Annotated in this window: 21 protein-coding genes and 1 tRNA gene; 8 read left to right on the top strand and 14 right to left on the bottom strand. The window is 65.0% G+C overall.

The window, feature by feature from the left end:
* Positions 1–16: 16 nt before the first annotated feature.
* Complete coding sequence (locus N6C22_RS04950; protein WP_261649825.1) at positions 17–958, top strand: hypothetical protein; 942 nt, start codon at positions 17–19, stop codon at positions 956–958.
* Positions 959–1,025: 67 nt separating this feature from the next.
* Positions 1,026–1,199 carry a hypothetical protein gene (locus N6C22_RS04945; RefSeq protein ID WP_261649824.1) on the top strand — a complete coding sequence of 58 codons (174 nt, stop codon included), beginning with the start codon at positions 1,026–1,028 and terminating at the stop codon, positions 1,197–1,199.
* 21 nt (positions 1,200–1,220) lie between these two features.
* Here the strand turns inward: N6C22_RS04945 and N6C22_RS04940 are convergent, their stop codons facing one another.
* On the bottom strand, positions 1,221–6,014 hold the full coding sequence (locus N6C22_RS04940; RefSeq protein ID WP_261649823.1) for a S8 family serine peptidase: 4,794 nt from the start codon (positions 6,012–6,014) through the stop codon (positions 1,221–1,223).
* A gap of 382 nt (positions 6,015–6,396) precedes the next feature.
* Between N6C22_RS04940 and N6C22_RS04935 the strand changes: the two genes are divergently transcribed.
* Both N6C22_RS04935 and N6C22_RS04930 read left to right on the top strand, forming a co-directional pair.
* Complete coding sequence (locus N6C22_RS04935) at positions 6,397–8,403, top strand: serine hydrolase (protein ID WP_261649822.1); 2,007 nt, start codon at positions 6,397–6,399, stop codon at positions 8,401–8,403.
* Positions 8,404–8,453: 50 nt separating this feature from the next.
* On the top strand, positions 8,454–8,609 hold the full coding sequence (locus N6C22_RS04930; protein ID WP_261649821.1) for a hypothetical protein: 156 nt from the start codon (positions 8,454–8,456) through the stop codon (positions 8,607–8,609).
* Positions 8,610–8,970: 361 nt separating this feature from the next.
* Here N6C22_RS04930 and N6C22_RS04925 read toward each other — a convergent pair whose 3' ends face one another.
* The 8 genes from N6C22_RS04925 to N6C22_RS04890 all read right to left on the bottom strand — a co-directional run bounded on the left by N6C22_RS04925 (position 8,971) and on the right by N6C22_RS04890 (position 15,234).
* Positions 8,971–9,648 (bottom strand): hypothetical protein, encoded by a 678-nt coding sequence (locus N6C22_RS04925; RefSeq protein WP_261649820.1) that lies wholly within the window; start codon positions 9,646–9,648, stop codon positions 8,971–8,973.
* Positions 9,645–10,697 (bottom strand): hypothetical protein, encoded by a 1,053-nt coding sequence (locus N6C22_RS04920; RefSeq protein ID WP_261649819.1) that lies wholly within the window; start codon positions 10,695–10,697, stop codon positions 9,645–9,647. Before N6C22_RS04920 ends, N6C22_RS04925 begins: the two co-directional genes overlap by 4 nt.
* Before the next feature lie 466 nt (positions 10,698–11,163).
* A tRNA-Ala gene (locus N6C22_RS04915) sits at positions 11,164–11,235 on the bottom strand.
* Positions 11,236–11,269: 34 nt separating this feature from the next.
* A complete protein-coding gene (locus tag N6C22_RS04910; protein WP_261649818.1) occupies positions 11,270–11,917 on the bottom strand; it encodes a rhomboid family intramembrane serine protease in 648 nt (215 codons plus the stop codon).
* A 128-nt stretch (positions 11,918–12,045) separates the two neighbouring features.
* Positions 12,046–12,354 carry a 30S ribosomal protein S10 gene (gene rpsJ, locus N6C22_RS04905; RefSeq protein ID WP_261649817.1) on the bottom strand — a complete coding sequence of 103 codons (309 nt, stop codon included), beginning with the start codon at positions 12,352–12,354 and terminating at the stop codon, positions 12,046–12,048.
* A 3-nt stretch (positions 12,355–12,357) separates the two neighbouring features.
* Entirely contained in the window at positions 12,358–13,623 is a 1,266-nt protein-coding gene (tuf, locus tag N6C22_RS04900; RefSeq protein WP_261649816.1) for a translation elongation factor EF-1 subunit alpha, read from the bottom strand.
* Between the two features lie 133 nt (positions 13,624–13,756).
* On the bottom strand, positions 13,757–14,704 hold the full coding sequence (locus tag N6C22_RS04895) for a homoserine dehydrogenase (RefSeq protein WP_261649815.1): 948 nt from the start codon (positions 14,702–14,704) through the stop codon (positions 13,757–13,759).
* Positions 14,701–15,234: an amino acid-binding protein gene (locus tag N6C22_RS04890; RefSeq protein ID WP_261649814.1), complete on the bottom strand. Its 534-nt coding sequence runs from the start codon at positions 15,232–15,234 to the stop codon at positions 14,701–14,703. The genes N6C22_RS04895 and N6C22_RS04890 overlap by 4 nt, the downstream gene beginning before the upstream one ends.
* A gap of 196 nt (positions 15,235–15,430) precedes the next feature.
* On the opposite strand from N6C22_RS04890, the gene N6C22_RS04885 reads away from it, so the two are divergent.
* Entirely contained in the window at positions 15,431–15,649 is a 219-nt protein-coding gene (locus tag N6C22_RS04885) for a hypothetical protein (protein ID WP_261649813.1), read from the top strand.
* 10 nt (positions 15,650–15,659) lie between these two features.
* Here the strand turns inward: N6C22_RS04885 and N6C22_RS04880 are convergent, their stop codons facing one another.
* Positions 15,660–15,995, bottom strand: a complete 336-nt coding sequence (locus tag N6C22_RS04880) for a hypothetical protein (protein ID WP_261649812.1) — start codon at positions 15,993–15,995, stop codon at positions 15,660–15,662.
* A gap of 120 nt (positions 15,996–16,115) precedes the next feature.
* Positions 16,116–18,302 carry an elongation factor EF-2 gene (locus N6C22_RS04875; RefSeq protein ID WP_261649811.1) on the bottom strand — a complete coding sequence of 729 codons (2,187 nt, stop codon included), beginning with the start codon at positions 18,300–18,302 and terminating at the stop codon, positions 16,116–16,118.
* Between the two features lie 216 nt (positions 18,303–18,518).
* Here N6C22_RS04875 and N6C22_RS04870 point away from each other — a divergent pair, with 216 nt between their 5' ends.
* The 3 genes from N6C22_RS04870 (at position 18,519) to N6C22_RS04860 (ending at position 21,789) form a co-directional block, all read left to right on the top strand.
* The gene (locus N6C22_RS04870; protein WP_261649810.1) at positions 18,519–19,553 is read left to right on the top strand and encodes a hypothetical protein; all 1,035 of its coding nucleotides are present in this window, start codon (positions 18,519–18,521) and stop codon (positions 19,551–19,553) included.
* Positions 19,554–19,631: 78 nt separating this feature from the next.
* On the top strand, positions 19,632–20,384 hold the full coding sequence (locus N6C22_RS04865) for a DUF5781 family protein (RefSeq protein ID WP_261649809.1): 753 nt from the start codon (positions 19,632–19,634) through the stop codon (positions 20,382–20,384).
* Positions 20,385–20,457: 73 nt separating this feature from the next.
* Positions 20,458–21,789, top strand: coding sequence for a serpin family protein (locus tag N6C22_RS04860; RefSeq protein WP_261649808.1), 1,332 nt, complete (start codon positions 20,458–20,460; stop codon positions 21,787–21,789).
* A 7-nt stretch (positions 21,790–21,796) separates the two neighbouring features.
* Here the strand turns inward: N6C22_RS04860 and N6C22_RS04855 are convergent, their stop codons facing one another.
* From N6C22_RS04855 to N6C22_RS04845, 3 genes are read right to left on the bottom strand one after another with little or no spacing between them, the layout of a single operon-like run.
* Complete coding sequence (locus tag N6C22_RS04855; protein WP_261649807.1) at positions 21,797–22,525, bottom strand: energy-coupling factor transporter transmembrane protein EcfT; 729 nt, start codon at positions 22,523–22,525, stop codon at positions 21,797–21,799.
* A gap of 6 nt (positions 22,526–22,531) precedes the next feature.
* A complete protein-coding gene (locus tag N6C22_RS04850) occupies positions 22,532–23,236 on the bottom strand; it encodes an energy-coupling factor ABC transporter ATP-binding protein (RefSeq protein ID WP_261649806.1) in 705 nt (234 codons plus the stop codon).
* Positions 23,233–23,835 (bottom strand): biotin transporter BioY, encoded by a 603-nt coding sequence (locus N6C22_RS04845; RefSeq protein WP_261649805.1) that lies wholly within the window; start codon positions 23,833–23,835, stop codon positions 23,233–23,235. Before N6C22_RS04845 ends, N6C22_RS04850 begins: the two co-directional genes overlap by 4 nt.
* Positions 23,836–23,973: the final 138 nt, after the last annotated feature.

The following is a 23,973-nucleotide window of genomic DNA, read 5'->3' as shown; positions in this document are numbered from 1 at the left end:
ACCAGGTGAGACCAGCGTGAACTACCTCGTGTTCCTGGCGCTCGTGCTGCTCCTGTTCGTTGGGACGTTCTGGGTCGTCACCCGCGTGTTCGAGGAGCGCACGCCGATGCCGCCCGAGCAGTCGAGTACCCCCCTGCGCTCGACCACCGGCTTGCAGTCGACCACGTCGTCGGGACCGGACACGTCGACAGGGGCGGTTATCCATCACGAACTGTCTCAGCAACTCACCGACAACTTCCGCTGTCAACTCCTCCACGCGAGCGAGGACGGTGTGCAGGTCGTGGTGACCGACGGCACCGCCGCCGCTCGCTTTTCCGTCACCAGCTTCGACCCGGTCGAGGAGACCGCAACGGTCGACCCTGCCGGGCCGGGTGCCGGCGCGCTGGATGGCGGCCAGGCGGGTGTCGCCCCGGGCAATGGGTCTCCGGGCCCGGAAACCGCGTACGGGGCGTTCCAGGGACCCACTGACTACACCGTCGCCGCGCCGACCGTCGACGAGGACGCTGGAACCGACAACGGCCCCGACGACCCACCAGATTCCGACGCGAGCGCGAGCCGCTCACCCGAGGAGGCCAACTGGCACGTCGCGGCCCGAACCGCCCTCGAGACGGGTTTCGGCCCGGTGTTCACCGCCGCCGAGGACTTCGGAACCCGGAACCCGCCGGTCTTCGACGTCGGCGACCTCCTGACCGCGGAGACACCACGCATCCGGGCCCTCCGCGACCGTTTCGACCACGCCCACGTCGACGAGTACCCCGAAGGCCACCTGGTCGAGGTGACCGACAGCGACCACATCGTGCAGGTCCTCGTCCCACCCGATGAGCCACCCAGATGCCCCGACCCCAGTGCGGGGGACGCTGGGGCCGGCGACGGCTGGGTCGCGGACGCCCTCGAATACGCAGCCGCCATCGACCTCCCGACCGCGGACGAGGCCGAACCCATCACCGAACGAGAGTGACGACCACAATGACGACGGGCTGAAACCCCGCGTCACGGATTTTACGCCTCACCACGTATTCTCGTACATGTACCGCGTCATCCTCCACGAAGGCCAGATCGAGTGCGACAGCTACGAGAAGATAGAGCGAGGCATCGAATGCTACATCGACGGCCAGTTCGCCGCGTTCGTCCCCTACGAGAACTGCTGTGCCGTCGTCGACGAAGAGGTGGTCGTGACCGACGAACGCTCGGTGTGGTAGAAACAGGTGCTCGGGCGGGGCTCAGTCCCGTCGCCGAGCGAGCAGCAGCGTCGCGACGAGCGCACCGACCATCGCGGTGACGCCGAAGCCGGGCGTCTGGCCGAGTCCGTCACCGGACCCACCCGACACGTCGGTCGCCGTCGTCTGCTCGGTTGTGGTCGTCGTGGTCGTGCCAGACTCGCCGCCATCGCCCGGTTCGGTCGTCGTGACCGGGGTGGTCGTCGCCGTCGTCTGCTCGGCCGTGGTCGTCGTCTCGTCCGCTGCTTCGACGGTGACGAACTCGAAGTCGTTCCCGTCGGGGCTGAGGCTGTGCGTTCCCGACTCCTCGAACCGGTAGGTGAACTTGACAGTGCGTTCCATGTCCTTCAGCACCGAGAGGCGCTTGCCTTCGACGAGTTCGCCGTCGACGTACAGCGCGGGGGTGATGGTCTTCGTGCTGTCGGCAGTGTTCGAGACGGTCACCGTCATCGTGACCTGTTCGCCAGGCGCGACAGTCGAGTCAGACACCGACCAGTCGCTGATCTTGACCGTGCCGGCGGGGCCACCGCCCTGGCCGCCACCGCCGCCACCGCCACCGCCGCCGGTGTTGGTCTGTTCTGCGGGCACGTCGAACGAGTACAGCCCGACGAAGTCGCTGTTACCGGCCGTGTCGGCGATCTCCGTGATGACGACACTGTAGTCACCACCGCTTTCGGGCGTGTAGTTCATCGCGTAGTGCGAGCCGTTCCGGGTGAAGTCGCTCAGTTCGAGCGGTTCCACCGTGACGCCGTCCGAGTTCTGGACCGCGCCCTCGATACTCCCGATGGTCTCGTTCGTGTCGAATTCGAAGCCGATTGTCCGGTCTGAGAGGGTCGCGCTGACGTTCGAGACGTCCGGAGCCCAGACGTCCTGGGTCTCGAGGACGACGGTGTGGTTCGTCGCGTTCGTCACGTTCACCACGGTCGCGTTCAGGCTCTCGGGGAACTGCGGTGCGTCGGGGACGATGACGTCCACGCGGACGGTCCCGTTCGCCTCCAGTCCGATCGTGTTGCCGACCACGAGCGACCCGTTCGTGTCGGTCGTCCCGTTGATGCGTCCACCGACTTCGAGGCCCTGGCCGTGCGTCGGTGTGCCGTTGGGGACGTCGATGAGGAACACCTGCGCGTCCGAGACCGGGTTGTCCCGGTCGGTGACGACGGTCACGTTCAGCCGGTGTCCCTCCGGGAGCGTGACGGTCCCGAGGTCGGTGTCGTTCTCGATGGTGCCGACCGGGACGGTGTGGACGTCAGCGATACCGTCGATGGGTGCCTCGGTGTCGTAGCCGAAGCGGTCGGTCTCGGCGACCCAGAGCGTGGGGCTGCTCCGATTCGGAAGCGTGAACGACGTGGTCCCGTTCTCGTCGATGGCGTGGATGCCGGTGGTACCGTCGTACCACGAGACGAACTCGGTGGTGTTCGAGGCGTTCCCATCGGGTTTCAGGACCGTCGCCGTGATGGTCCGGTCCGGGTTGCGGTCCCAGGTGGTGTCCGCGCCCTGCCGGGCGGTGACCGTGTAGCGGTCGCCCTCCGCGTCGACGACGGTCACGCTGATGTGCATCGGCCCGTCCGTGACGTTGCGCGTGTCGAGGGTCGCGCGGATGGTGCCAGCCGACGCGTCGACCACCTGGACGTCCGCCTCCCGCCACGGGGAGTTGGTGGTGTTCACGTCACCCTCGTAGGGTGCCTCGTCCACGTAGTTGGACGCGTAGCGGACGTAGACGGTCGCGTTCGTCAGGTTCTGGTCGACCGTGATGGTCGCCGAGACGGGTCGCTTCGGCAGCGAGTTGTTCGCGTCCAGTTCGGCGAAGTCGATGGCCGTCACCTCGGGCACGTCGCTGTAGGAGCCGTTCCGGACGGTCGTCTCGTAGACTGCGCGAGTGCTCCCGTCCCAGCCGACTCGGTCGAAGTCGCCCTCGACCATGTATCGGTAGGTCGTCCCGTTGGGCGCGACCGCCTCGGTGCTGCTGGAGGCGTCCCAGCACCAGCTGCTCCCCCAGTCGTCGACCTGCGTGCCGTTCCGGTACAGCTCACAGTGGTCCGGCTCGGGGTTGCCGTCGAGGGCACGACCGGCCTGGTCGATGGTCGTCGACTCGACGTTGAACGCTTTGCCGTAGTCGGGCTCCGGCGTCCCGACGTCGATGAGGAGCGGATACCGGTTCAGCGACGTGTTCGTCCCGTCCTGAACGACGCTGGTGGTGTCGTCGGTCCACCACCAGTAGCCGACGCCCTCGATGGCGTACTCGACGCTCTCGTTGGCTGCGTGCTGTGAGGCGTAGATGGTCTGGTCCGTCCGCCCGTCGAGGTCGTAGTAGGGGACCAGGTACGTCGATTCGTGGACCGACCGGTTCGTGATGCCCCAGTGACGGGCGACCCAGATGGTGGCACCGGGGTCGGTCCGGTGGTACGTGATGTTCTCGACCGCGAGCGCCTCCTTCGTCGGCGCGTACGTCACCGGCCCGTCGACACCCCACGTCGCGTTGACCACGTCGTAGAGTTCGGGCGTGTCCAGGTGGTCCGACTGGTTCGGGTAGGCGGCCGACGGGACGACGATGTGGTGCGTACTCACGTTCAGGTCCGAGAGATTCGACACCCGGAACGTCGTGCTCTCGGGGAACGCCGTGTCGATTCGGAAGGGGACGCCGTCGAGTTCGGCGATCACGTCCCGCTGCAGCACCGAGAGCGACTCGTTCGCCCCGGACAGGTTCGACGTGTCGAACGTGAACCGGACGGTGTCGGACTCGTTCACCGTGACGGTCGTATCACCCGTGACGTTCACCTGCGCGAACGAGAGCACCGACTGATTGTTCGAGGATTCGTCCGTCCCGTGGACGGTGACCGTGTAGGTCCCGTTCGGGAGCCCGGTCGCGGTGTAGGTCCCGTTCTCGTCGAGCGAACCGATAGAGCGGGTGTAGTAGCCGTCGTTGATGGTGACCACGTCACCCTCGACGCTCGTCCCGTTGAGCCCGTTGGATTGCACGGTGACAGTCCGCTGGGAGACGAAGCCGAAACTGGCGCGTCGCCAGCTCTCGTTGCCGGTCGCGGCCGAGTCGTTGATCGCGAGCCGGCCCGAGAAGATCCCGTTACCGGTCGCCGTGACGGTGAGTTCGACCGTCGCGGTCTCGTTGGGCGCGAGCGTCACCGACCGCGTCTCCAGGGTCGCGGTGCCGCTCCCACTCCCGCTGACGGCCCGAACGGATGCGTCGAGCGAGAGGGTCCGGTTCTCGTCCCCGTAGTTGTGGAGGGTGACGTTCTTGCTGGCCGACCCGTCGACGAGCCCGAACTGGACCGTGCTCGGACTCACGAGCAGGTCGGTGCCGAGCGCACGGGAGACGTTGAGCCGCCCCGAGCCGGTCTGGTACACGTCGTAGGACGTGTCGAGTCGGTCGGTGGTGGTCACGAGCGCGCTCCGGACCTGGCTCTGGTTCCAGTCCGGGTGTTCGGCGATGAGGAGCGCCGCCGCCCCGGAGACCGCCGGGGTCGCCATGCTCGTCCCGCTCATCGTGGTCGTCCCGTTTCGCCCCTGCGCCGCGCTCTCGATGTCGACCCCGGGCGCGACGAGGTCCGGCTTGACGTAGTGCTGGAGCGACGTGGGTCCGCGCGAGGAGAAGTACGCGAGCTGGTCCGACTTGTCGCTCGCACCGACCGTGATGACCTCGGGCGCGACGCCGGGGGACCCGATGGTCTCTCGACCATAGGACCCGTCGTTGCCGGCAGCCACCACGACGGTGACGCCGTTGTCCGAGGCGTTCTGGACCGCGTCGACCAGCGGGTCGTTCGTCGACGGCGAGCCACCGAGACTCATGCTGATGATATCGGCATCGTTGGTCACCGCGTACTCGACGCCCTCGATGATGTCGGACTCGGTCAGGTAGTAGTCGCCGACGCGAACGTCCATGATGCTCGCGTTCGGCGCGATACCGGTGATGTTGCTGCCGTTGACCGACCGACCCGCGACGATGCCCGCGACGTGGGTCCCGTGTCCGACGGTGTCCTGTGCCTCACCATCGTGTTCGACCATGTCGGCCTCGTCCACGACGGCGTCTTCGAGCATTGGGTGGCTGTTGTCGACGCCGGAGTCGACCACCGCGACCGTGACGTTCGTCCCGGTCACGTTGTACTGCTGTCGGCCACTCGGCGCGGAGACGAGTTCGTTCGCCTCGTCGAGGTTCAGTTCGATCTGGCTGTCGAGATGGACCCGCTCGACAGACGGGTCAGCCCGCAGTCGTGCGGCGGCGGCCGCTGCGTCGGCCTTCGAGACGCTGCTCGCGACCGCGTTGGCGGAACCGAGCACGCTCTTCGTCTCGACACCCTCCGCGGCCGCCAGCGAGGACCCGAACGATTCGAGCCCGAACGTCCCTGCCGTCTCTCGACGCTCGACGATGATGGGAACGCTGTCGGTGTCAGCGTCGGTGTAGTTCTGTGCGACGAGCTGGTCGACGTTGAACAGGGCGGGCTCGAACGTCGTGAAGTCGACCGACTGCGGGAAGACGTACGTCCCCTGCCGGGTCTCGACCTTGCGCAGCCCCGGACTGTGGACCTGGTACGTCGTCTCGTTGCCCTGTTCGACGACCGTGACCGTCTGCCCCGTGACCAGCGTCACGTTCGTCGTCGTCACGGTGGCCGTCTCGTTCCGTTCCGGTGGCGCGATCGAGGCCTGTTCGGCCGGCGTCCCGACCGGCGCCTGGCCGTCGGTGCTCGGGGACTGGCCCGTGTGCAGGTCGGCCGGGGCCGTCGGAGCCGCCGAGACGGCGAGCGCTGGCGTCACCATCCCGGTCAGTGCGACGACTGCGAGTACCACGGCGAGTGCCCCTCGTGTGTCAATTGTTGTCGTATCCCCACCTAACATGAGTGCTATTATTGTAGGAAACTAAACTAACGCTACTTAGCTCTTCTTGCCGACATGACTGTGCTTGAATCCAGTCCGGGGCTGCCCGAATCCGGGCCGCATCCGTGGGGTGCCGGCCCTCAACGGTGACGACCCCGCCATCCCCCGGGTCGCCCCGAAACCCCAGAGACTCCGATATTCACGGTTCTAATGCCTGCAGGCGCGAAAAATGGTTATTCGGCCCTCCGGCGTACTAGCCATTGCTAGCGCCGAGGGGCCCCGGCAGAACGAGAACACGCCAACATGTCGACAATCGGCCTCCGGCCTGGCCAGAGGGGGGTCAAGGAGAGGCAACATGAGACAGCTACCAGAACGCGACCAGCGACCGCCAGCGACCCGCCGCCCCGGAATCGGGCGGCGTGAACTGCTCACCGGACTCGGAACCCTGTCGGCAGGCCTGTCGCTCGGTGCAGTCGGCGGGACGGTTCCCGCACGGGCGGCCACGCCGTGGGCACCACACGCCCAGTATCGCCGCCGGCAGCGCGGGCAATGGGTGGCCCGCCACGGCTTGACCGGGTCGCAGTACCAGCGTGCGTTCACCAGCTACGCCAGACAGGGGTATCGCCTGACGAACATCAGCGGGTACACCGTCCGTGGCCAGCCCCGCTTCGCCGCCATCTGGGAGAAGCGCCGCGGCCCCGCCTGGGTCGCCCGTCACGGCATGACCAGCGCCCAGTACCAGACCGAGTTCAGCAGACGGGCGAGAGAGGGCTACCGGCTCACCGACATCAGCGGGTACACCGTCCGTGGCCAGCCCCGCTTCGCCGCCATCTGGGAGAAGCGTCGCGGCACCGCCTGGGTCGCCCGTCACGGCATGACCAGCGCCCAGTACCAGACCGAGTTCACCACCCGCGCCAGAGACGGCTACCGGCTCGTCCACGTCAGCGGCTACGGCGTCGGCGGGAGCGCCCGGTACGCCGCCATCTGGGAGAAGCGCTCCGGGCCCAGCTGGGTCGCCCGTCACGGCATGACCAACGCCCAGTACCAGACCGAGTTCAGCAGACGGGCGAGAGAGGGCTACCGCCTCGTCCACGTCAGCGGCTACTCCGTCCGCGGTGGGCCCCGCTTCGCCGCCATCTGGGAGAAGCGCTCCGGCCCCGGCTGGGTCGCCCGTCACGGCATGACCAGCGCCCAGTACCAGGGTGAGTTCGAGTCCTACGCCTACCAGGGCTACCGCCTCGTCCACATCAGCGGGTACAGTGACCGCCGCGGTGCCCGGTACGCCGCCATCTGGGAGTCCGAGGGGCTCTCACCGGGCGACATCCGGACCATCGACCGCTTCCTCGACGGCTACCGCCGCCGAAACGGTATCACCGGGCTCTCGGTCGCCATCACCAGGGACGAGCGCCTCGTGTTCGCGAAGGGCTACGGGTTCGCGAACAGCGACACCCGCGAACTCGTCCGCCCGTCCCACCGGTTCCGGGTCGCGAGCATCTCCAAACCCATCACCGCGGTGGCCATCATGGAGCTCGTCGAGACGAACCAGCTCGCCCTCGACGACCCCGTCTTCGGCTCCGATGGCGTCCTCGGGACCAGATACGGGACGCCCACCTACGGCCCCGCCATCACCACCAGCAACCCGAACCGGGTCACCGTCGACCACCTGCTCGAACACACCAGCGGGTGGCAGAACACCCCGAACGACCCGATGTTCAACTACCTCGATAAGGACCAGGAGGAACTCATCGAGTTCGTGGTGGCGAACCGCCCGCTCCAGACCGAACCGGGCACCAACTACCAGTACTCGAACTTCGGGTACTGCGTCCTCGGCCGTATCATCGAGGCGGTCTCCGGCCAGTCCTACGAGGACTACGTCAGGTCCGACATCCTCGCACCCGCCGGCATCAGCCGGATGGAGATCGCGGGCGACACGGAGGCCCTACGCAAGTCCGGGGAGGTCACCTACTACGGCAGCAACGCGTACAACATCCCCGTCGCCAGGATGGACGCCCACGGCGGCTGGGTCGGCACGCCCATCGACCTCTGCCGGTTCCTCACCCGGGTCGACGGCCAACCCCGGAAACGCGACATCCTCGACGCGGCGACCACGACCGAACTGTACGACGTGGAGGGACCGAACCCGAGCTACGGCGAAGGCTGGACCGTCATGTCGACCTGGCGCGGCCACAACGGCGCCATGCCCGGCTCGCTCGGCTTCATGGTCCAGCGCACCGACGGCTTCGCGTTCGCCGCCCTCGCGAACACCCGCCCGTCGAGCGACAGGTTCGGAAACTCGCTCAAACAGGCCGTCGACAACGCCATCGACAACGTCGACAGCTGGCCGAGCTTCGACCTGTTCTGAACGGGGCGACCGACGACCCGTTCTAGAACGCGCTGTTTCGGCTCCTCGGTGTGTTCGCGCAGTCGGAGACCGAGATGGCACAGAAGCGGACTCACAAGGGTATCGTGCCACGGATGCAAAACGAGGACTACCATCACGGCCCGGCCCCGCTGGGATTCCAGAAGGACGATAGTGAGCTGGTCGAGCCGAAGACTACGACCGGGTGACGACTGTGCTCGATACGGTGGCGTTGGGCGACCTGAGCAAGTGGAAGGCCGCTGGGGAACTGGACTGTGGGCGGGGCGACTATCTCTCGCGCTATCGACGAGAGGAGAAAACTGTACAGGTTGTAGTCGATGCTTCCATGAAGGCTTCAAAGTAGAACTTGTTTCTTCATGCAGTAAAGGTAAATATACGAATATCTTCTATTTCCACAGGAGGTGTAGATTTTGGAGACAATAGTGCTCTCCACGATTGGGGACCAGTTCGTTCAGTACGTTACTGAGTTGATGATATTCTGTGGTGTTGGAGGGACAATCCTTGCTATAATCTGGATGCTCATCCAAAGAGCACTGGAGTAAGCCAGATTTACGGGTCGTCTTGGTCGTCGAGTCTCGATAAGATGCCCGAGGGGTCACCGATTTTCAGACTGTCACAGTTCTCATCGTAATCCAGGATTGCCTCCCGAATCTCGTCTCGGTTATTGATGATATCGTGATAATCAAGGGTGCAAAATAACCCGCTTCCTCCGTTATCGGACCATCGAGCTGCGTCACAGATGACTTGTACATCATCCTCGTTATCCACGATTCTACCGAGTTTCAGAATCAATCCCAAATCGTCATTTTGTTCTTTAGTGTCTTCGACGAGAGCAGAAACACGACCCCAGCGCTGGTCGATTATTTTTTGTTTCTCACGTAGTGTCTTTAATTTCGCCCGTTTATCATCCTTGCTGGCGATTTCGTCCCTCAAGGATTTGAAAAAGTCAACATCATTGGTCTTCAGATAGTCTCTATCTTCTGCTTTGGCTTCCGCAATTGACCTGTCCTCGGACGTGAGAAGCTCCATGAAATCAAGGTAGATTTCTTCTTTCCTTTCAGGAACTATTTCGAATTCCTCTTTGACTTTAGGACTGATGATTTTGGAGTTCTCTTTCTCAATTAAAAGCTCCTGTGCTGCGGTATCTCCTTGTCCCAGCACATATCTGAGGAGTACTGAAGTGTCGCAGAATACTCCAGGCAACCTTTCAGGACCGTCAATGCTCATTTTGCGGTAGTGAGATACCGTTCAACGAGACTCTCTATGTGAGGCGTATCCTCAGAGAGGCAAGGGTAATCGGTTGCAGTGGGCACCAGTGCACTACTTGCAGCGTCCTGACGTAGTGCCTCCAATTTATCCTTGTATTCCTCTCGATGCTGCTCTATTTCTTGGGCGTGTCGAACTTTCAGGTCTTCAGCTCGAGGACCAGATGCTGTCCTCATAGAAATCGCGTAGCTCGGGAGCTTCCACGCCTCGTAAAAATAGAATCTTCGGAGGCTTTGGAACATTTGGAGCTGTGAGTCGCTGAGTCGCTCCACATTCATCTGGCTGAGGGCGAGGAAAGCGTCTTCAAGTATGTCACTGAAGGCCTTAAAATCGCTGAGGAGAGGTTTCAGTTGCTCATCCATAGCCATCTGGAGATGAATCTCTGAAACCAAGTCTGCAACTTCTTCATACAAATCTGGGCCCTTCACCTCTGAGCTGACCTGAAATTGAGAGAGGGTCATTTCATTGGGGGAGTCTGTTTTCACCCGGCGAATCTCTCTGATTGCATAATTCAGGGTATTTCTAAGTTCTTGAACTGCAACGTAGAGGTCTCTAAGATCCTCAGGCGCTCGTTCTTTATAGAAATCGAGGAGGTACATTTCTCCCCGAGTAAACCAGCTGTCTTCCAAATCGAATTCGCGTAGAAAGTACTCTGCGAAACGTTCAACTTCAGGGATTGGATTATAATCCGAACGACTGTCCACGAATTCTTTTTGGACATCAGGAGACGCAGTCTGACCAGTCACACGGTTGAATGCGTTTTCCAATGCGCCGATGGAGAGCTCTGAGTTAGGTGTATCTGTCTTCGCACCAGCGATATACCAACTGTAGGTGATACTGTCCAGTTCATCAGTGTCAGCCAACGCCTGGAAGATAAACTTCTCAAGTTTTGTTTTACTGGTCTTGGTAACTGCGTCGGATTCAAGCTCACCGCTACGAGAGATCGCGAGAGCCAAGCCCTCAATGACATTGTTGAGGGTCTCGCGTTCATTGGCGGTGAGTTCTGTCACGCGCTCAACTATGTGCTTCTCGACTAAATACTTGCGTTCTAAGCCCTTAATCGCTAGTTTATGTATTGACAACCTAGTTTGTATTAGTTGTAGTATCACGCCCCCAAACCGGTTATCAGCCTCAGAACCGATTTTCGACCCCGGTTCGGGGCCAGGTTTCCGAGAAATTCCGGCCAAATCCCTCCGTATAGCGGTACTTCCATGCTTTGGGTCTGCTGTCGTCGGCTTCACGCGGACGAACCAGCGTTGTTCCAGCGGTCGGAGTACCGCCACGAGGACGTCCTTCGAGTAGCGGGCGTCTTTGGTGGTCCTCTCATCACACTCGGTGCTGAAAGACAGTCGGACGGCTCACCGAGAAAACAACCCAAACGACGCTGGACTCGTCGGGAGTCCCGCGAGCGAGCGAAGCGAGCGAGTGGGACTACGACGAGTCCATTGACTGAGTGAACGTAGTGAACGAAGGAAATGGACTCGTCGGGATTTGAACCCGAGGCCTCTTCCTTGCGAAGGAAGCGATCTACCCCTGATCTACGAGCCCGCGGAACGCAACCAAAGCTTGCCCCCGCGGCGTATTAGTAGCTTTCCTTTCGGGAGCCGTACGTGGGTTGGTGTGACGTGGCGAGGAGGCGCAGTCGGCCGGCGGCGACGCCGAGGAGGAAGCCGGTGAAGTGGGCGATGAGGGCGACGCCGGGGGAGCCGGTGGCCCAGGTGACGAGGGCGGCGACGAGGATGAAGCCGGCGAGTTCGGCCCACTCGGGGAGGTCGAAGCGCGACAGCAGGCCGTCGGTGAGGCGGTTGCCGCCGAGCACGTAGCCGTAGAGGGCGAAGACGGCACCGCTGGCGCCGAGGACGGCGGTGGGGCGGCCGAACCCGATGGTGGCGACGAAACCGCTCGTGAGGACCTGTGCGACCCCGGCGAGGGCACCGGTGACGACGAAGAAGGTGTGGTAGCGGAATCGGGTGGTCTTGCGTTCGAGGGCGAAGCCGACGAGCGCGAGCGCGATGGCGTTCGAGAGGAGGTGCAGCAGGCCCGCGTGGGCGTACACGCTCGTGACGAGCGTCCAGGGCCGGCTGAGTGGCGAGTGGAGGACGAACAGGAAGTCGTAGACGCCCGCGAAGCCGACGAGCGCCTGGAAGAGGCTCACGACGGACTGGAAGGCGAAGACGACCGCGAAGAGGGCGAACGTCTCGAGGGTCGGGCTCCCGGAGCGGCGGGACATACGTGTACTCGGGCGCTGTCGCTACTAAACATTCGGGTGTCATGAAAGAGAGTAAAATTCGCGGCCGAGGTGGCGGACGACGGAACTGCGCGAGAGAGCGACGGCGGAGCCGTCGTCGGGCCCTCGGGTCAGTCCTCGAGGACGATCTCGATGCTGACGTCGTTCGGGACCTGGATCCGCATGAGCTGGCGAAGTGCGCGCTCGTCGGCGTCGAGGTCGATGAGACGCTTGTGGACGCGCATCTCCCAGTGTTCCCACGTCGCAGTACCCTCACCGTCGGGGGACTTGCGGGTCGGGATTTCGAGCGTCTTGGTCGGCAGCGGGATGGGACCCGACAGGTTCACACCCGTCTTGTTCGCGATCTCGCGAACGTCGTCACAGATGTTGTCGAGGTCGTCGGGGCTCGTTCCCGCGAGCCGGACGCGTGCCTGCTGCATTGTTTACTTCTCGTTGACGCTCATGACCTTGCCAGCCGCGATGGTCTGACCCATGTCGCGGACTGCGAAGGAACCGAGCTCCGGGATCTCGCCGGCGGGCTCGATGCTGAGCGGCTTCTGGGGACGGACGGTGACGACCGCGGAGTCGCCGGACTGGATGAAGTCCGGGTTCTCCTCGGCGACCTCGCCCGAGCTGGGGTCCATCTTCTTGTCGATGGATTCGATGGTACAGGCGACCTGTGCCGTGTGGGCGTGGAAGACCGGCGTGTAGCCGGCCGTGATCACGGACGGGTGCTGCATGACGACGATCTGGGCCGTGAAGGTCTCGGCGACCGTCGGCGGCTCGTCGGCGGGGCCACAGACGTCACCGCGGCGGATGTCGTCCTTACCGATGCCACGGACGTTGAAGCCGACGTTGTCACCGGGGCCAGCCTCCGGGACTTCCTCGTGGTGCATCTCGATGGTCTTGACCTCGCCACCGACGTCAGACGGCTGGAACGAGACGTTCTCGCCGATGTTCAGCATACCCGTCTCGACACGGCCAACCGGGACCGTACCGATGCCGGAGATGGTGTAGACGTCCTGGATCGGGAGGCGCAGGGGCGCGTCGGTCGGCTCCTGGGGCTCCGGGAGGTTGTTGAGGGCCTCGAGGAGGATGTCGCCATCGTACCAGGAGGTGTTGTCGGAGCGCTCGGCGATGTTGTCGCCTTCGAACGCGGAAATCGGGATGAAGGTCGCGTCCTCGGAGCGGAAGTTGACCTGCTTGAGGAGCTTCTGGACCTCAGCCTTGACCTCCTTGTACTTGGCCTCGTCGTAGTCGACGACGTCCATCTTGTTGACGCCGATGATGAGCTCGTCGATACCCAGCGTGCGGGCCAGGAAGACGTGCTCTCGGGTCTGGGGTGCGACACCGTCGTCTGCGGCGACGACGAGGACGGCGTTGTCTGCCTGGGACGCGCCCGTGATCATGTTCTTGACGAAGTCACGGTGACCCGGACAGTCGACGATGGTGAAGTAGTACGAGTCCGTGTCGAACTCCTGGTGGGCGATGTCGATGGTTACACCGCGCTCGCGCTCCTCGGCGAGGTTGTCCATGACGTAGGCGAACTCGAAGCCACCCTTGCCCTTCTCTTCTGCTTCTTCTCGGTACTGCTCGATGACGTGCTCGGGCACGCTCCCCGTCTCGAAGAGGAGTCGCCCGACCAGTGTGCTCTTACCGTGGTCGACGTGGCCGATGACGGCCAGGTTCTGGTGCGGTTTGTCGCTCATTGTTGTATCTCACGCGCAGAGGCGCTGTGTGGGAATCTTTCGGCAGAAACAGTTAAAACCATTTCGATACGGGCCTCACGACAGCCCCGCGCCGTCTTGCGGTTTGGCGTGCGAATGCACACCAAAGGGGCGCTCAGGAGAGGCGCGCGATGTCCGCGAGCACCGCGCTCGCAGTGGGGTCACCACCCGCCCCGCGCCCCCGGAGCGCGAGCGTGCCCGCGTAGGTCGTCTCGAGCTGGACGATGTTCTCCGTCCCGGTCACCGCAAGCGGGCTGTCCGTCGGGACGAGTCGCGGGCCGACACGGATGCCCGACGGGGTCGCCTCGCCGACGAGGCGGACGGTCTGGCCGTCGGACTGGGCGAGCTGGAGCGCGCTCGGCGGGATGTCGACGATACCCTCCACGTCCGCGTCCGCGAGCGTGTACTCGGTCTCACCCTCCGCAAGCACGTTCGAGAGGATGACGCACTTGAGCGCGGCGTCGGTCCCTTCGACGTCGAAGGCGGGGTCTGCCTCGGCGACGCCGAGGTCCTGGGCCTCCGCGAGGACGTGCTCGTAGTCCAGCCCTTCCGCAGCCATCCGCGAGAGGATGAAGTTCGCCGTCCCGTTGAGGACGCCCCGCACCGCGGTGACCTGCGACGGGCCGTAGTCCGCGACCGTGCCCAGCACCGGGATCGCGCCGGCGACGGTCGCCTCGAACAGCACCTCACCCTCGCTCTCGGCTTCGAGCGCCTGCACGTCCGCGTATCGCTCCGCGACCGGCCCCTTGTTCGCCAGCACGACGTGCCTGTCGCGCTCCAGCGCGGTGCGCACGTGCGAGAAGGCTGGCTCGGCGTCACCGAGCGTCGTCGGCGTCGCCTCGACGAGCACGTCGTACTCGCCATCGAGCACCGCGTCGGGGTCGGCCGAGCCGACGTGGCCCCGTGCCGACTTCCGGCTGAGTATTGCATCCACGTCGATGCCGTCGGGGTTCGTCACGCCCGAACTCGAATCCGCGATACCCGTCACCGTGTGCCCGTGGTCGCCCGCGAGTCGCGCGACCGACCGGCCGACCGCGCCCGCACCGAGGATGGCGACCTTCATGCCTCACCCTCCACGAGCGGTTCGACGACACGCAGGTCCTTGCGTTCGGCGACCGTCCGGACGACCGAGAGCGCCTCCTCGGTCTGGCCCGGCTCGATCGCGAGCTGTGCACGTGCACTCGAGACGTCGTCGGTACCTGCTGGCGCGTCGAGCGCGAAGTCGGTCACCGAAGCCCCACTGCACTCCTCGATGGTCTCCAGGGTGTCCGAGAGGTCGGTCTCGACGAGGTGCCCGACGAGCAGGACGCTCACCTGTTCGGCGTACTGGTCGGCACCCGCCTGGATGATGGTCACACCCGCGTCCCTAAGCCCGTTGACGACGTCGTCGAAGCGACTCGGCGTACACTCCAGGTCGACCTCGACCGGGATGTTCCCCCGCGGTGTGAGGTTCCCCCGTTCGTGGAAGATAGAGAGGAGGTTCCCTCCGTTGTCCGCGATGGGACGCAGCGCGCGCAACAGTTCGCCCGGCTCGTCGACGAGTTCCAGCCGGACTGTGTACGCTCGCCGCGTCTCGGAGACGTCAGTCGCCATCGAAATCACCCGCGAAGAACACGGCGCGTCGTCGGTCCATACGTAGGTCTGACCTGCCTGAGCGATATAAGCCTTCAGCCACTCGCAAAACTCTCCTCTCCTTCGGTGAGTACTTTCGCATCGGGCGACTCGTTTCGCCGTCGGCGACTGGTTTCACCTTCGGTGACTTCTTTGCCGCCCGACCGAATCCTTCGGTATGTCCATCGCACGGCAACTGTTCGACGTCCTCGTGGCGGGCGTGCTCGCGTTCGTCATCCTGTTCCTCGGAAGCTACGTCGCGCCACAGCTGGCCTCGACGCTCGCCATCCTCGTCGCCTGTGGGTTCTACTTCTCGCGCTATCCGTGGGGGTCACAGGACGGCACGAAGATCAACGACCGTATCGACGACCTGTACGACCGCTACCTGCCGTTCTGAGCGGAGAACATCACTCCCGGTACGTCTGGGCCAGCCGGTCGAGGTGGGCCCCGACCGCGTCCCTCGCCTCCTGCTGCCCGGTGCACGACTCCTCGGGACACCACTCCGCGACGACCGGCTCCGGGTCGTCAGGGCGGAGCGCGACTGCCCTGATGACGATGGTCCGTTCCGTGAGTTCGGCCACCGTCCGGCGCAGTTCCTCGCGTTCGCCCGCTGGACCGGCCATCGCCGCTGACTCGACATCGCTTCCATCGCCGGCCGAGGCGGCGACTGGTGGCGAGATGACCGTCGTGTGGACGCCGACCGGGATGAGCTGACGACCACAGTGGGGGCAGCCTGCAGGCACGTTACATTCCGTATGTCTCGTCGGATAGAATAAACCTTCCTGATAACGAATCATACACTCAGTTCAACCAACAGACGCGCCGCTGGGCGGGGTCGAGAACGAAAGAGGGAGAGAACCGAGTTACAGGTAGTCTGCGCCTTCGGGGAGTTCGAGCTTCATTCCCTTGCGCTCGCGGATCTCCATGATCTTCTCTTTCTGGAGACTGTCGGACATGAACTCGAAGCCAGCGTTCTCCGTGTTCCACGACGCACGACCCTCGGTCGCGCTGCGGATGTCGGAGGAGAAGCCGATCATCTCGTCGACGGGCGCGATACCCTCGACGACCATGAGGTCACCCTCCTGGTACATGTCGTCGACGCGGCCACGGCGACCCTGGATCTCGCCGGACGCCGCACCCATGTGCTCGTTCGGCACGTCGAGGCGGACGTCCTGCATCGGCTCCATCAGCGCGACACCCGCGTGGATGAGCGACCGGTGGACGGCCTCACGGACCGCAGGGATGACCTGCGCCGGACCACGGTGGATGGTGTCCTCGTGGAGTCGGGCGTCCTTCAGGCGAAGGAGCGCACCCTGGACGGGCTCGGCAGCGAGCGGACCGTCGGCGAGCGCCTCTTCGAGGCCCTCGATGACGAGTTCCATCGTCTCGTTGAGGTGCTGGATACCCTTCGTGTCGTCGATGAGGACGTTCGTCCCGAAGATGTGCTCGACGTTCTGGGAGGTGTCCTTGTCCATGCCGGCCTCCTGGAAGGCCTCACGGCGTTCCAGTTCGGGCATGTCCATGGAGACCTCGCCCATGCGGATCTTCTCGACGATGTCCTCGTCCATCGGCTCGAGGGTCATGTAGAACCGGTTGTGGCGGTTCGGGGAGATACCCTCGACCTCGCCGGTCTCCGCGCGCGGTGCCTCGCGGTAGACGACGATCGGCTCACCGGTGATGACTGGGATGCCCTGGTTGCGCTCGATGCGCTGGGTGATGACCTCGAGGTGGAGCTCGCCCTGCCCGGAGATGAGGTGCTCGCCCGTGTCCTCGTTGATCGTGATCTGGATGGTCGGGTCCTCCTTGGAGACCTGGCGGAGCGTCTCGATGAGCTTCGGCAGGTCGTCCATGTTCTTCGCCTCGACGGACTTCGTGATGACCGGCTCCGAGATGTGTTCGATGGACTCGAACGGCGTCATCTCGATGGAGGAGACGGTGGATCCGGCGATGGCGTCCTTGAGGCCCGTGACGGCTGCGATGTTCCCTGCAGGGACGTGGTCCACTTCCTCGCGCTCGCCACCCATGAACAGGCCAACGGACTGCAGGCGGTTCGTGCCCGCGGTCCCGGAGACGTAGAGGTCCTGTCCCTTCTCCATCGTGCCGGAGAAGACGCGACCGGTCGCGACCTCGCCAGCGTGGGGGTCCATGTGGATGTCGGTACACATGAAGACGACCTCGCCGTCGTCGTCGACCAGACGCATCTGCTCGGCGACGTCGAGCTCGTCGTCACCGCGCCAGATGCGCGGGATACGACGGGGCTGTGCCTCGATGGGGTCCGGGAAGTGCTCGACGACCATGTCGAGCACGACGTTCGAGAGCGGCGTCTTCTCGTGGAGCTCCTTGCGCTTGCCGGCGCGCTCCAGGTCGATGATGTCGCCGAAGTCGAGACCGGTCCGCTGCATGGAGTTGACGGAGACGCCCCACATGTACAGGGCGGACCCGAACGCGACGGTTCCGTCCTGGACGGAGACGGTCCAGTCGTCGACGTCGTCCATGTCCTCGGTCATCCCGCGGATGAGCTCGTTGACGTTACCGATGACCTTCTGGAGACGCTTCTGCATCTCCTCGGGGCCTTCCTGCAGCTCCGAGATGAGGCGGTCGACCTTGTTGATGAACAGGGCCGGCTTCACACCCTCACGGAGTGCCTGCCGAACGACGGTCTCCGTCTGCGGCATGGCTCCCTCGACTGCGTCCACGACGACGAGTGCACCGTCGACTGCACGCATCGCACGCGTCACGTCGCCACCGAAGTCGACGTGGCCCGGCGTGTCGATGAGGTTGATGAGGTGGTTCTGGTCGTCCACTTCGTGGGTCATCGACACGTTCGCCGCGTCGATGGTGATCCCACGTTCCTGCTCGTCCTCTTCCGTGTCCATCATGAGCTTGGTCGCCTCACCTTCGTCGGCGATCATGCCCGTCCCGGCGAGCAGGTTGTCTGTGAGTGTCGTCTTACCGTGGTCGACGTGCGCGGCGATGGCGATGTTCCGGATGTGCTCCGGGTTGTCCATCAGCCGTTCGCACTGTTCGACGATCTTCTTTCGTCTACCCATTGGTGTTGCGTACCGACGTAGGCGGTAAAAGTATGCTGTTTTCGATTCGCCGTGAAACCGTGAGACGGCCGTTTTCGGGCACCTCGGAACGGCTTGGTGAGTCAATGATACGCACAGTAGCCACGTCACTCGAGCGGCGAAACCGGCGTGAGACCGTCGGAACCGGGTCTCGTGTCGACGAACAAAGCATTTACCGCCGGCGGTGACAGTCAAGTCATGAAGCCGACCATGGTCCCCCGTCGGGGGTTCCTCGCACGACTCGCCGCGGGTGCAGGAACCGTCGGCGCTGCCGGCTGTCTCGGTGGGTTCGGCGGGACCAAGTACACGTTCACGGTGTCCCACGCCGCCGACTCGCTGGCCGCGCTGACCGAGGGGTTCGTCGAAACGGACCCAACGGAGATCCACGCACAGCAGGCCATCGACTACTCGGCCGAGTACAAACGGTCGGTCGTCGAGACGCTCCTCGACCAGGGCACCGCCGAGGCCGTCCAGTGGCAACTCGCCTACGACCGGGAGTTCGGGACGACGACCCGGCCCGAACCGAGGTTCATCGTGAACGACGGCACCTACCACTCGGTCGAGGAGACCGACCGGACCGAGTTCACCGAGGACCGCTGGGTGTTCTACCTCGACCTCGTCGATGAGAAACCGGGCAGTGGTGATACCGTCGTCACCGAAGCCCCGCCGTCGCTCTCCGAGACGGACCAACTGCTCGTCCGGCGTGCTCGCGAGGCGGTGACGGGTCACGGCTCGTTCTACGACGTGGACGACGAACCGCTACAGGGCCGTGGTCCCGCCTTCCACCACGAGATGGACCCCGGGGCGAGCGACCTCGTCCCGTCGGCCCCGTTCGACTACTTCCGACGAGGTGACCAGTACCTCGTCCCGCGTGCCGAGCGCGGCCCAGTCGACCTGACGCGGTACACGTTCGGCATCGAAGAAGTCGCATCGTCACGGGCGGAACTTGAGGCCCACGTCGAATCGACCGTCGTCGACGCCGTCTTCGACCGCCCCGGCCTCGACACAGGAGCTGTCGACATCCTCCGCGACGTGACCGGAAACGGGATCGGTGGCGTCCACAGCGAGTCTGGCCAGCTGTCCGATGGGTTGGCCCAACTGGCCGACCGACTCGGGATGACTCCTTACATCCCGGAGAACCCCGGCCAGTACACGTCGCTGACTGGTGCCCGCTTCTCGTTCGATGACCGCTGGTGGCGTGGGTCGCTGTCCATCCGGTCGACGCCGTTCTAGCGCCCACGAAACCCAGTATCGGCAACGGGACACGGGGCCGGAACCCTCATACGGGTAGAACGCTTGTGACTGTATAGCATGGAGGTTCGCGTACAGGGTTCCGGGCCCACGGCCCCCTTCTTGAGCGCCCGGGACGTCTTCGAGACCGAGGCCGACGTCCAGTTGCCGATTCACGTCCACGTCAGGGACGACCCCGACGAGCGGACCTGGACAGGCCACTACGACGACCACCACGTCCTCAACATCTCCCGACGGGCCGCGACGAGCGTGATGGCTCGCGAACTCACCATCCACGAGTTCTCGCACATGGTGCGCTACGAGCAGAACCACCCCTCGCACGTCCAGTCGACCGAGGAGGCGCTGTTCCTGGGGCTCGCGGGCAACAGCGTCGAGCGCCGCAAGGTCGCACACTGCTACCAGATCGCGAACCACATGAAGGACATCTACGCCGACGACATCACGATGCAGGTCTCGCCGCCCGAGAAGCTCGTCTCCTTCCTCGAATCCAGTCTGGCGGCGGCGGTCGCCGACCAGCCGACCCCACCCCGGGCGGGCCTGATGCCCATCCAGCCGGGGTCGGACCCGGACATCACCGCGGTCAACGCCGCCTTTGCACTCGCGCTGGTGGAGCGCCACGACCTGGTCGACGACGACCACCCGATGTACGACCTCGCACGCGTAGCCGCGGGCGACGCGCCCGACGTGAGCGTCGAGCGATTCAAGCAACGGTTCGCGACGCTGGCGGACGACCCCTCCGAGAGCGAGTACCGCAAGGCCCTGGTCGACGTGACCCGGGAGTACGCCCTCGGGCGGCAACAGGCCGCGGACTGAGTCGGACCGGCAAGTTCAAACCGCTATTTTAGGTAAGCGAGCCGAGATATACTCGCACGTCCTCTGTACCGACATGAACACCTGGAATCGTCGAGAGGTACTCGCCCTGGCGGGCGCGCTCTCCATTCCGGCCCTGGCGGGCTGTCTCGGGAGCCTCGGCAACAGTGGCCCCGACGTGACGCCCGGCCTGCTTGCCTCCGACCTCTCCCGCGACATGGACCCCGAGGTCTCGACCGACACACTCCGCGACCAGGTCCGGGCCAACACCCAGTTCGCGCTCGACCTGCATCACAACCGGGTGACCGAGAAGCCCGACGAGAACCTGTTCCTCTCGCCGCTGTCCATCTCGCTCGCCATGGCGATGGTGTGGGCCGGTGCCCGCGGCGACACCGAGGCCCAGATAGCCGAGACGCTGCACTACGTCGAGGACCAGGAAGATCTCCACCCGACGTTCAACCGGCTCGACCTCGCGCTGGACACCCCGGAAGACGCCGAAGACGAGGCCTTCAGGTTGGACCTCGTGAACGCCCTCTGGGGCCAGACCGACTACCCCATCAGCAGCGAGTATCTCGACACCGTCGCCCGCAACTACGGCGCTGGCCTGCGGACCCTCGACTTCGCGGCCGAACCCGAGGCCGCCCGCGAGACTATCAATTCGTGGGTCGCCGACCAGACCGAAGACCGCATCGAGGAGTTGCTCCCTCAGGACTCCATCAACGACCTGACCCGGCTCGTCGGCACCAACGCGGTCTACTTCAAGGCGAAGTGGGCCCAGCCCTTCCCCGAGGAAACCACCAGCCAGGGGACCTTCACTGCGCTCGACGGCACGGAGTCGCAGGTCCCGCTGATGCGCCACTCCGACGTGGCGGTCCCCTACGCCGAGGTCGACGGCGTACAGGCGGTCGAACTCCCCTACGAGGGCGACGCGGCCAGCATGGTCGTCGTCCTCCCACCCGAAGGCGAGTTCGAGACCTACGAGCAAGCACTGGACGCCGACGGCCTCCACACCCTGTTCGACGCGCTCGAAGCGAACGACGGGCGAGTCGTCCTCCCCAAGTTCACCTTCGGCACGAAGGTCGGCCTGAACCAGGCATTGAAAGACCTCGGGATGCCCGACGCCTTCGACCACGACCGCGCGGACTTCTCCGGGCTGGTCGAACCCGGGACCCCGGAACGCCTCGCCATCGACGACGTGCAACACGAGAGCTTCGTCGCGGTCGACGAGAACGGCACCGAGGCGACCGCCGCGACCGGGGTCGTCGTCGGCGACGAGTCCGCCCCGATGAACCCCTTCGAGTTCGTCGCGGACCGGCCGTTCCTGTTCGCCATCCGGCATCGCGAGACCGACTCGGTGGTCTTCCTCGGCCGGGTCGTGGACGCCGCGGCAGCGCAGTCAGCCGAGTAATCGACCCTCAGCCCACGGCCCCGGTCACGACTGGGATGAGTCCCGCCATCGCGAGCCCCACCCCGACCGCCAGCACCACGTAATCCACCCGCGAAAACGACATCTCGGGCGGCGTCGGGTTCCACGAGAAACAGCGCGCCTGGAGCGCCACCGACAGTCGGTCTGCCCGCTCCATCGCCCGCGAGAGTCCCACGAGTACCAGCCGTCGCGCCCGGTCGACGACCGACCGGTTCGCGCCACCCCGTGCCTGTATCGCCTCGCGAATCGAGCGGACGTCACGGCGTAACAGCGGGAGGAACCGCAGCGTGAGTGCCATCCCGACGCCGAGCAGCCGCCCGGGTTTCCCGGGGACGTGGCGCTGGATGGCCGCCCGGGTCTCCCGGACAGGCGTGGACGTGACGTACGCCATGCTCACGAACAGCACGAGAATCACCCGAGTGATGGCCAGCGCCGAATCGACCGCCTGTGCTGGCACCAGCCAGGGCGGCCCGAGCGTCAGGGCCCCGATGAGCGGCCCGACCAGCAAGAACGCGAGGACGACCCGGTACGCGTGAACCACCGCGACCGGCGAGAGCCGCGCGGCCGCGAGCGAGGCGGCGGCGACGAGTGCCATCGCGGCCAGCCACGACGGCGTCGGGTTCGCGAACACGGCCACGGCGAAGCCCATCTGGAACACGAGCTTGGCGCGTGCGTCCAGGTCGTGGGCGACCGAGTCACCCGGTGCGTAAGCGAGCATGGTGGGTTACGAAGATGGCACGTCGACCGCGACCCCCGACAGGTCCTCCCGGACCGCGTCGGGCGAACCGTCGGCGACGATGTTTCCGTCCGAGAGCGCGACCACGCGGTCCGCACGGGTCAGCAGGTCGCGGAGGTCGTGCGTGACGACGACGATACTCGTCCCGTCGGCGTGCAGGTCGTCCAGCCGGGCCAGCACCGACCGGCGGGCACGCTGGTCGAGCCCGGCGAAGGGCTCGTCGAGCACGAGGTGACTGGGCTCCATCGCGAGTGCACCCGCGATAGCGACCCGTGACTGCTCCCCGCCGGAGAGCTCGTCGACCCGTTCGTCCTCGCGGCCCGCCAGCCCGACCGCGTCGAGCGACGCCGCAACGCGGCGGTCCACCTCCTCGCGAGGCACGCCCAGGTTCTCCGGGCCGAACGCCACGTCAGCACCCACGGTCGAGGCGACCAGCTGGTCCCGCGGGTGCTGGAACACCATCCCGACGCTGGTCCGGGCGGCGACCGGGTTCTCGACCACCGACTCGCCATCGACCGTGACCGTTCCCGAGTCGGGTTCCAGCAGCCCGTTGAAGTGCCGGACCAGCGTCGTCTTCCCGCTCCCGTTCGCCCCGACGAGGAGGAGGAACTCCCCGTCGGGAACCGTCAGCGAGACGCCGTCCAGCGCGTCGTGGTCGCCGAACCGATGGACCAGGTCCTCGACCCGTATCATCCAGTCAGCTCGGTGAGCTCGCCCGCGTAGACCAGCCCGATGACTGCGGCCATCTCTGCCAGGTCACCGGGCAGGAACGGGAGCATGAACGTGAACGCCTTCCCGAGCGACCAGTCGAGCACGAACGCCATGTACGGCGTGCCGACGACGTAGATGATGGCGATACCGAGACAGATGGCCACGACCTGCGTGGGGACCGACACCGCAGCGAGCGAGCGCGTCCCGAGCCCGCGGTGGACGACCGCGCCGATGGCCACGGCGGCCAGCAGGAACCCGACGATGAACCCACCGGAAGCCCCGACCAGCGTCCCCAGGCCCGCGCTCCCCTCCGCGAAGACGGGTGCCCCCGCGACGCCGGTCGCGATATACAGGAGCATGGCGAACCCACCCCACCGCGCCCCCAGCACGAGGCCGGCGAGGAACACCGCCGTCGTCTGGAGCGTCACCGGCGGAAGCGGCCCCGGCATCGGCACCGCGACCTGTGCCAGTGCCGCGGCCAGCGCCGCGAACAGTGCCGACCCGGCCACCATCTTCACCGTCTCGCCCGCGACGAGGTCGACGTCACCGTACCCCTCTGCCTGTGATTCCGAATCTGCCATGTACGGGAGAGGCCCGTCAACCAGTAAAATCATACCGGTTGACGATTGTGTTCGTGGGAGCCGACCCAACCCACGTGGCGTGCGCTGGCGGCAGTGCGAACGAAGTGAGCCAGCCGACGAAAGCGCGCGAGGGGCGAC

It is taken from the genome of Haloarchaeobius sp. HME9146, from assembly GCF_025399835.1.
GTDB lineage: Archaea > Halobacteriota > Halobacteria > Halobacteriales > Natrialbaceae > Haloarchaeobius.
Note: the sequence above shows the minus strand (reverse complement) of the source record. Positions and strands in the feature narration are given on the sequence as shown.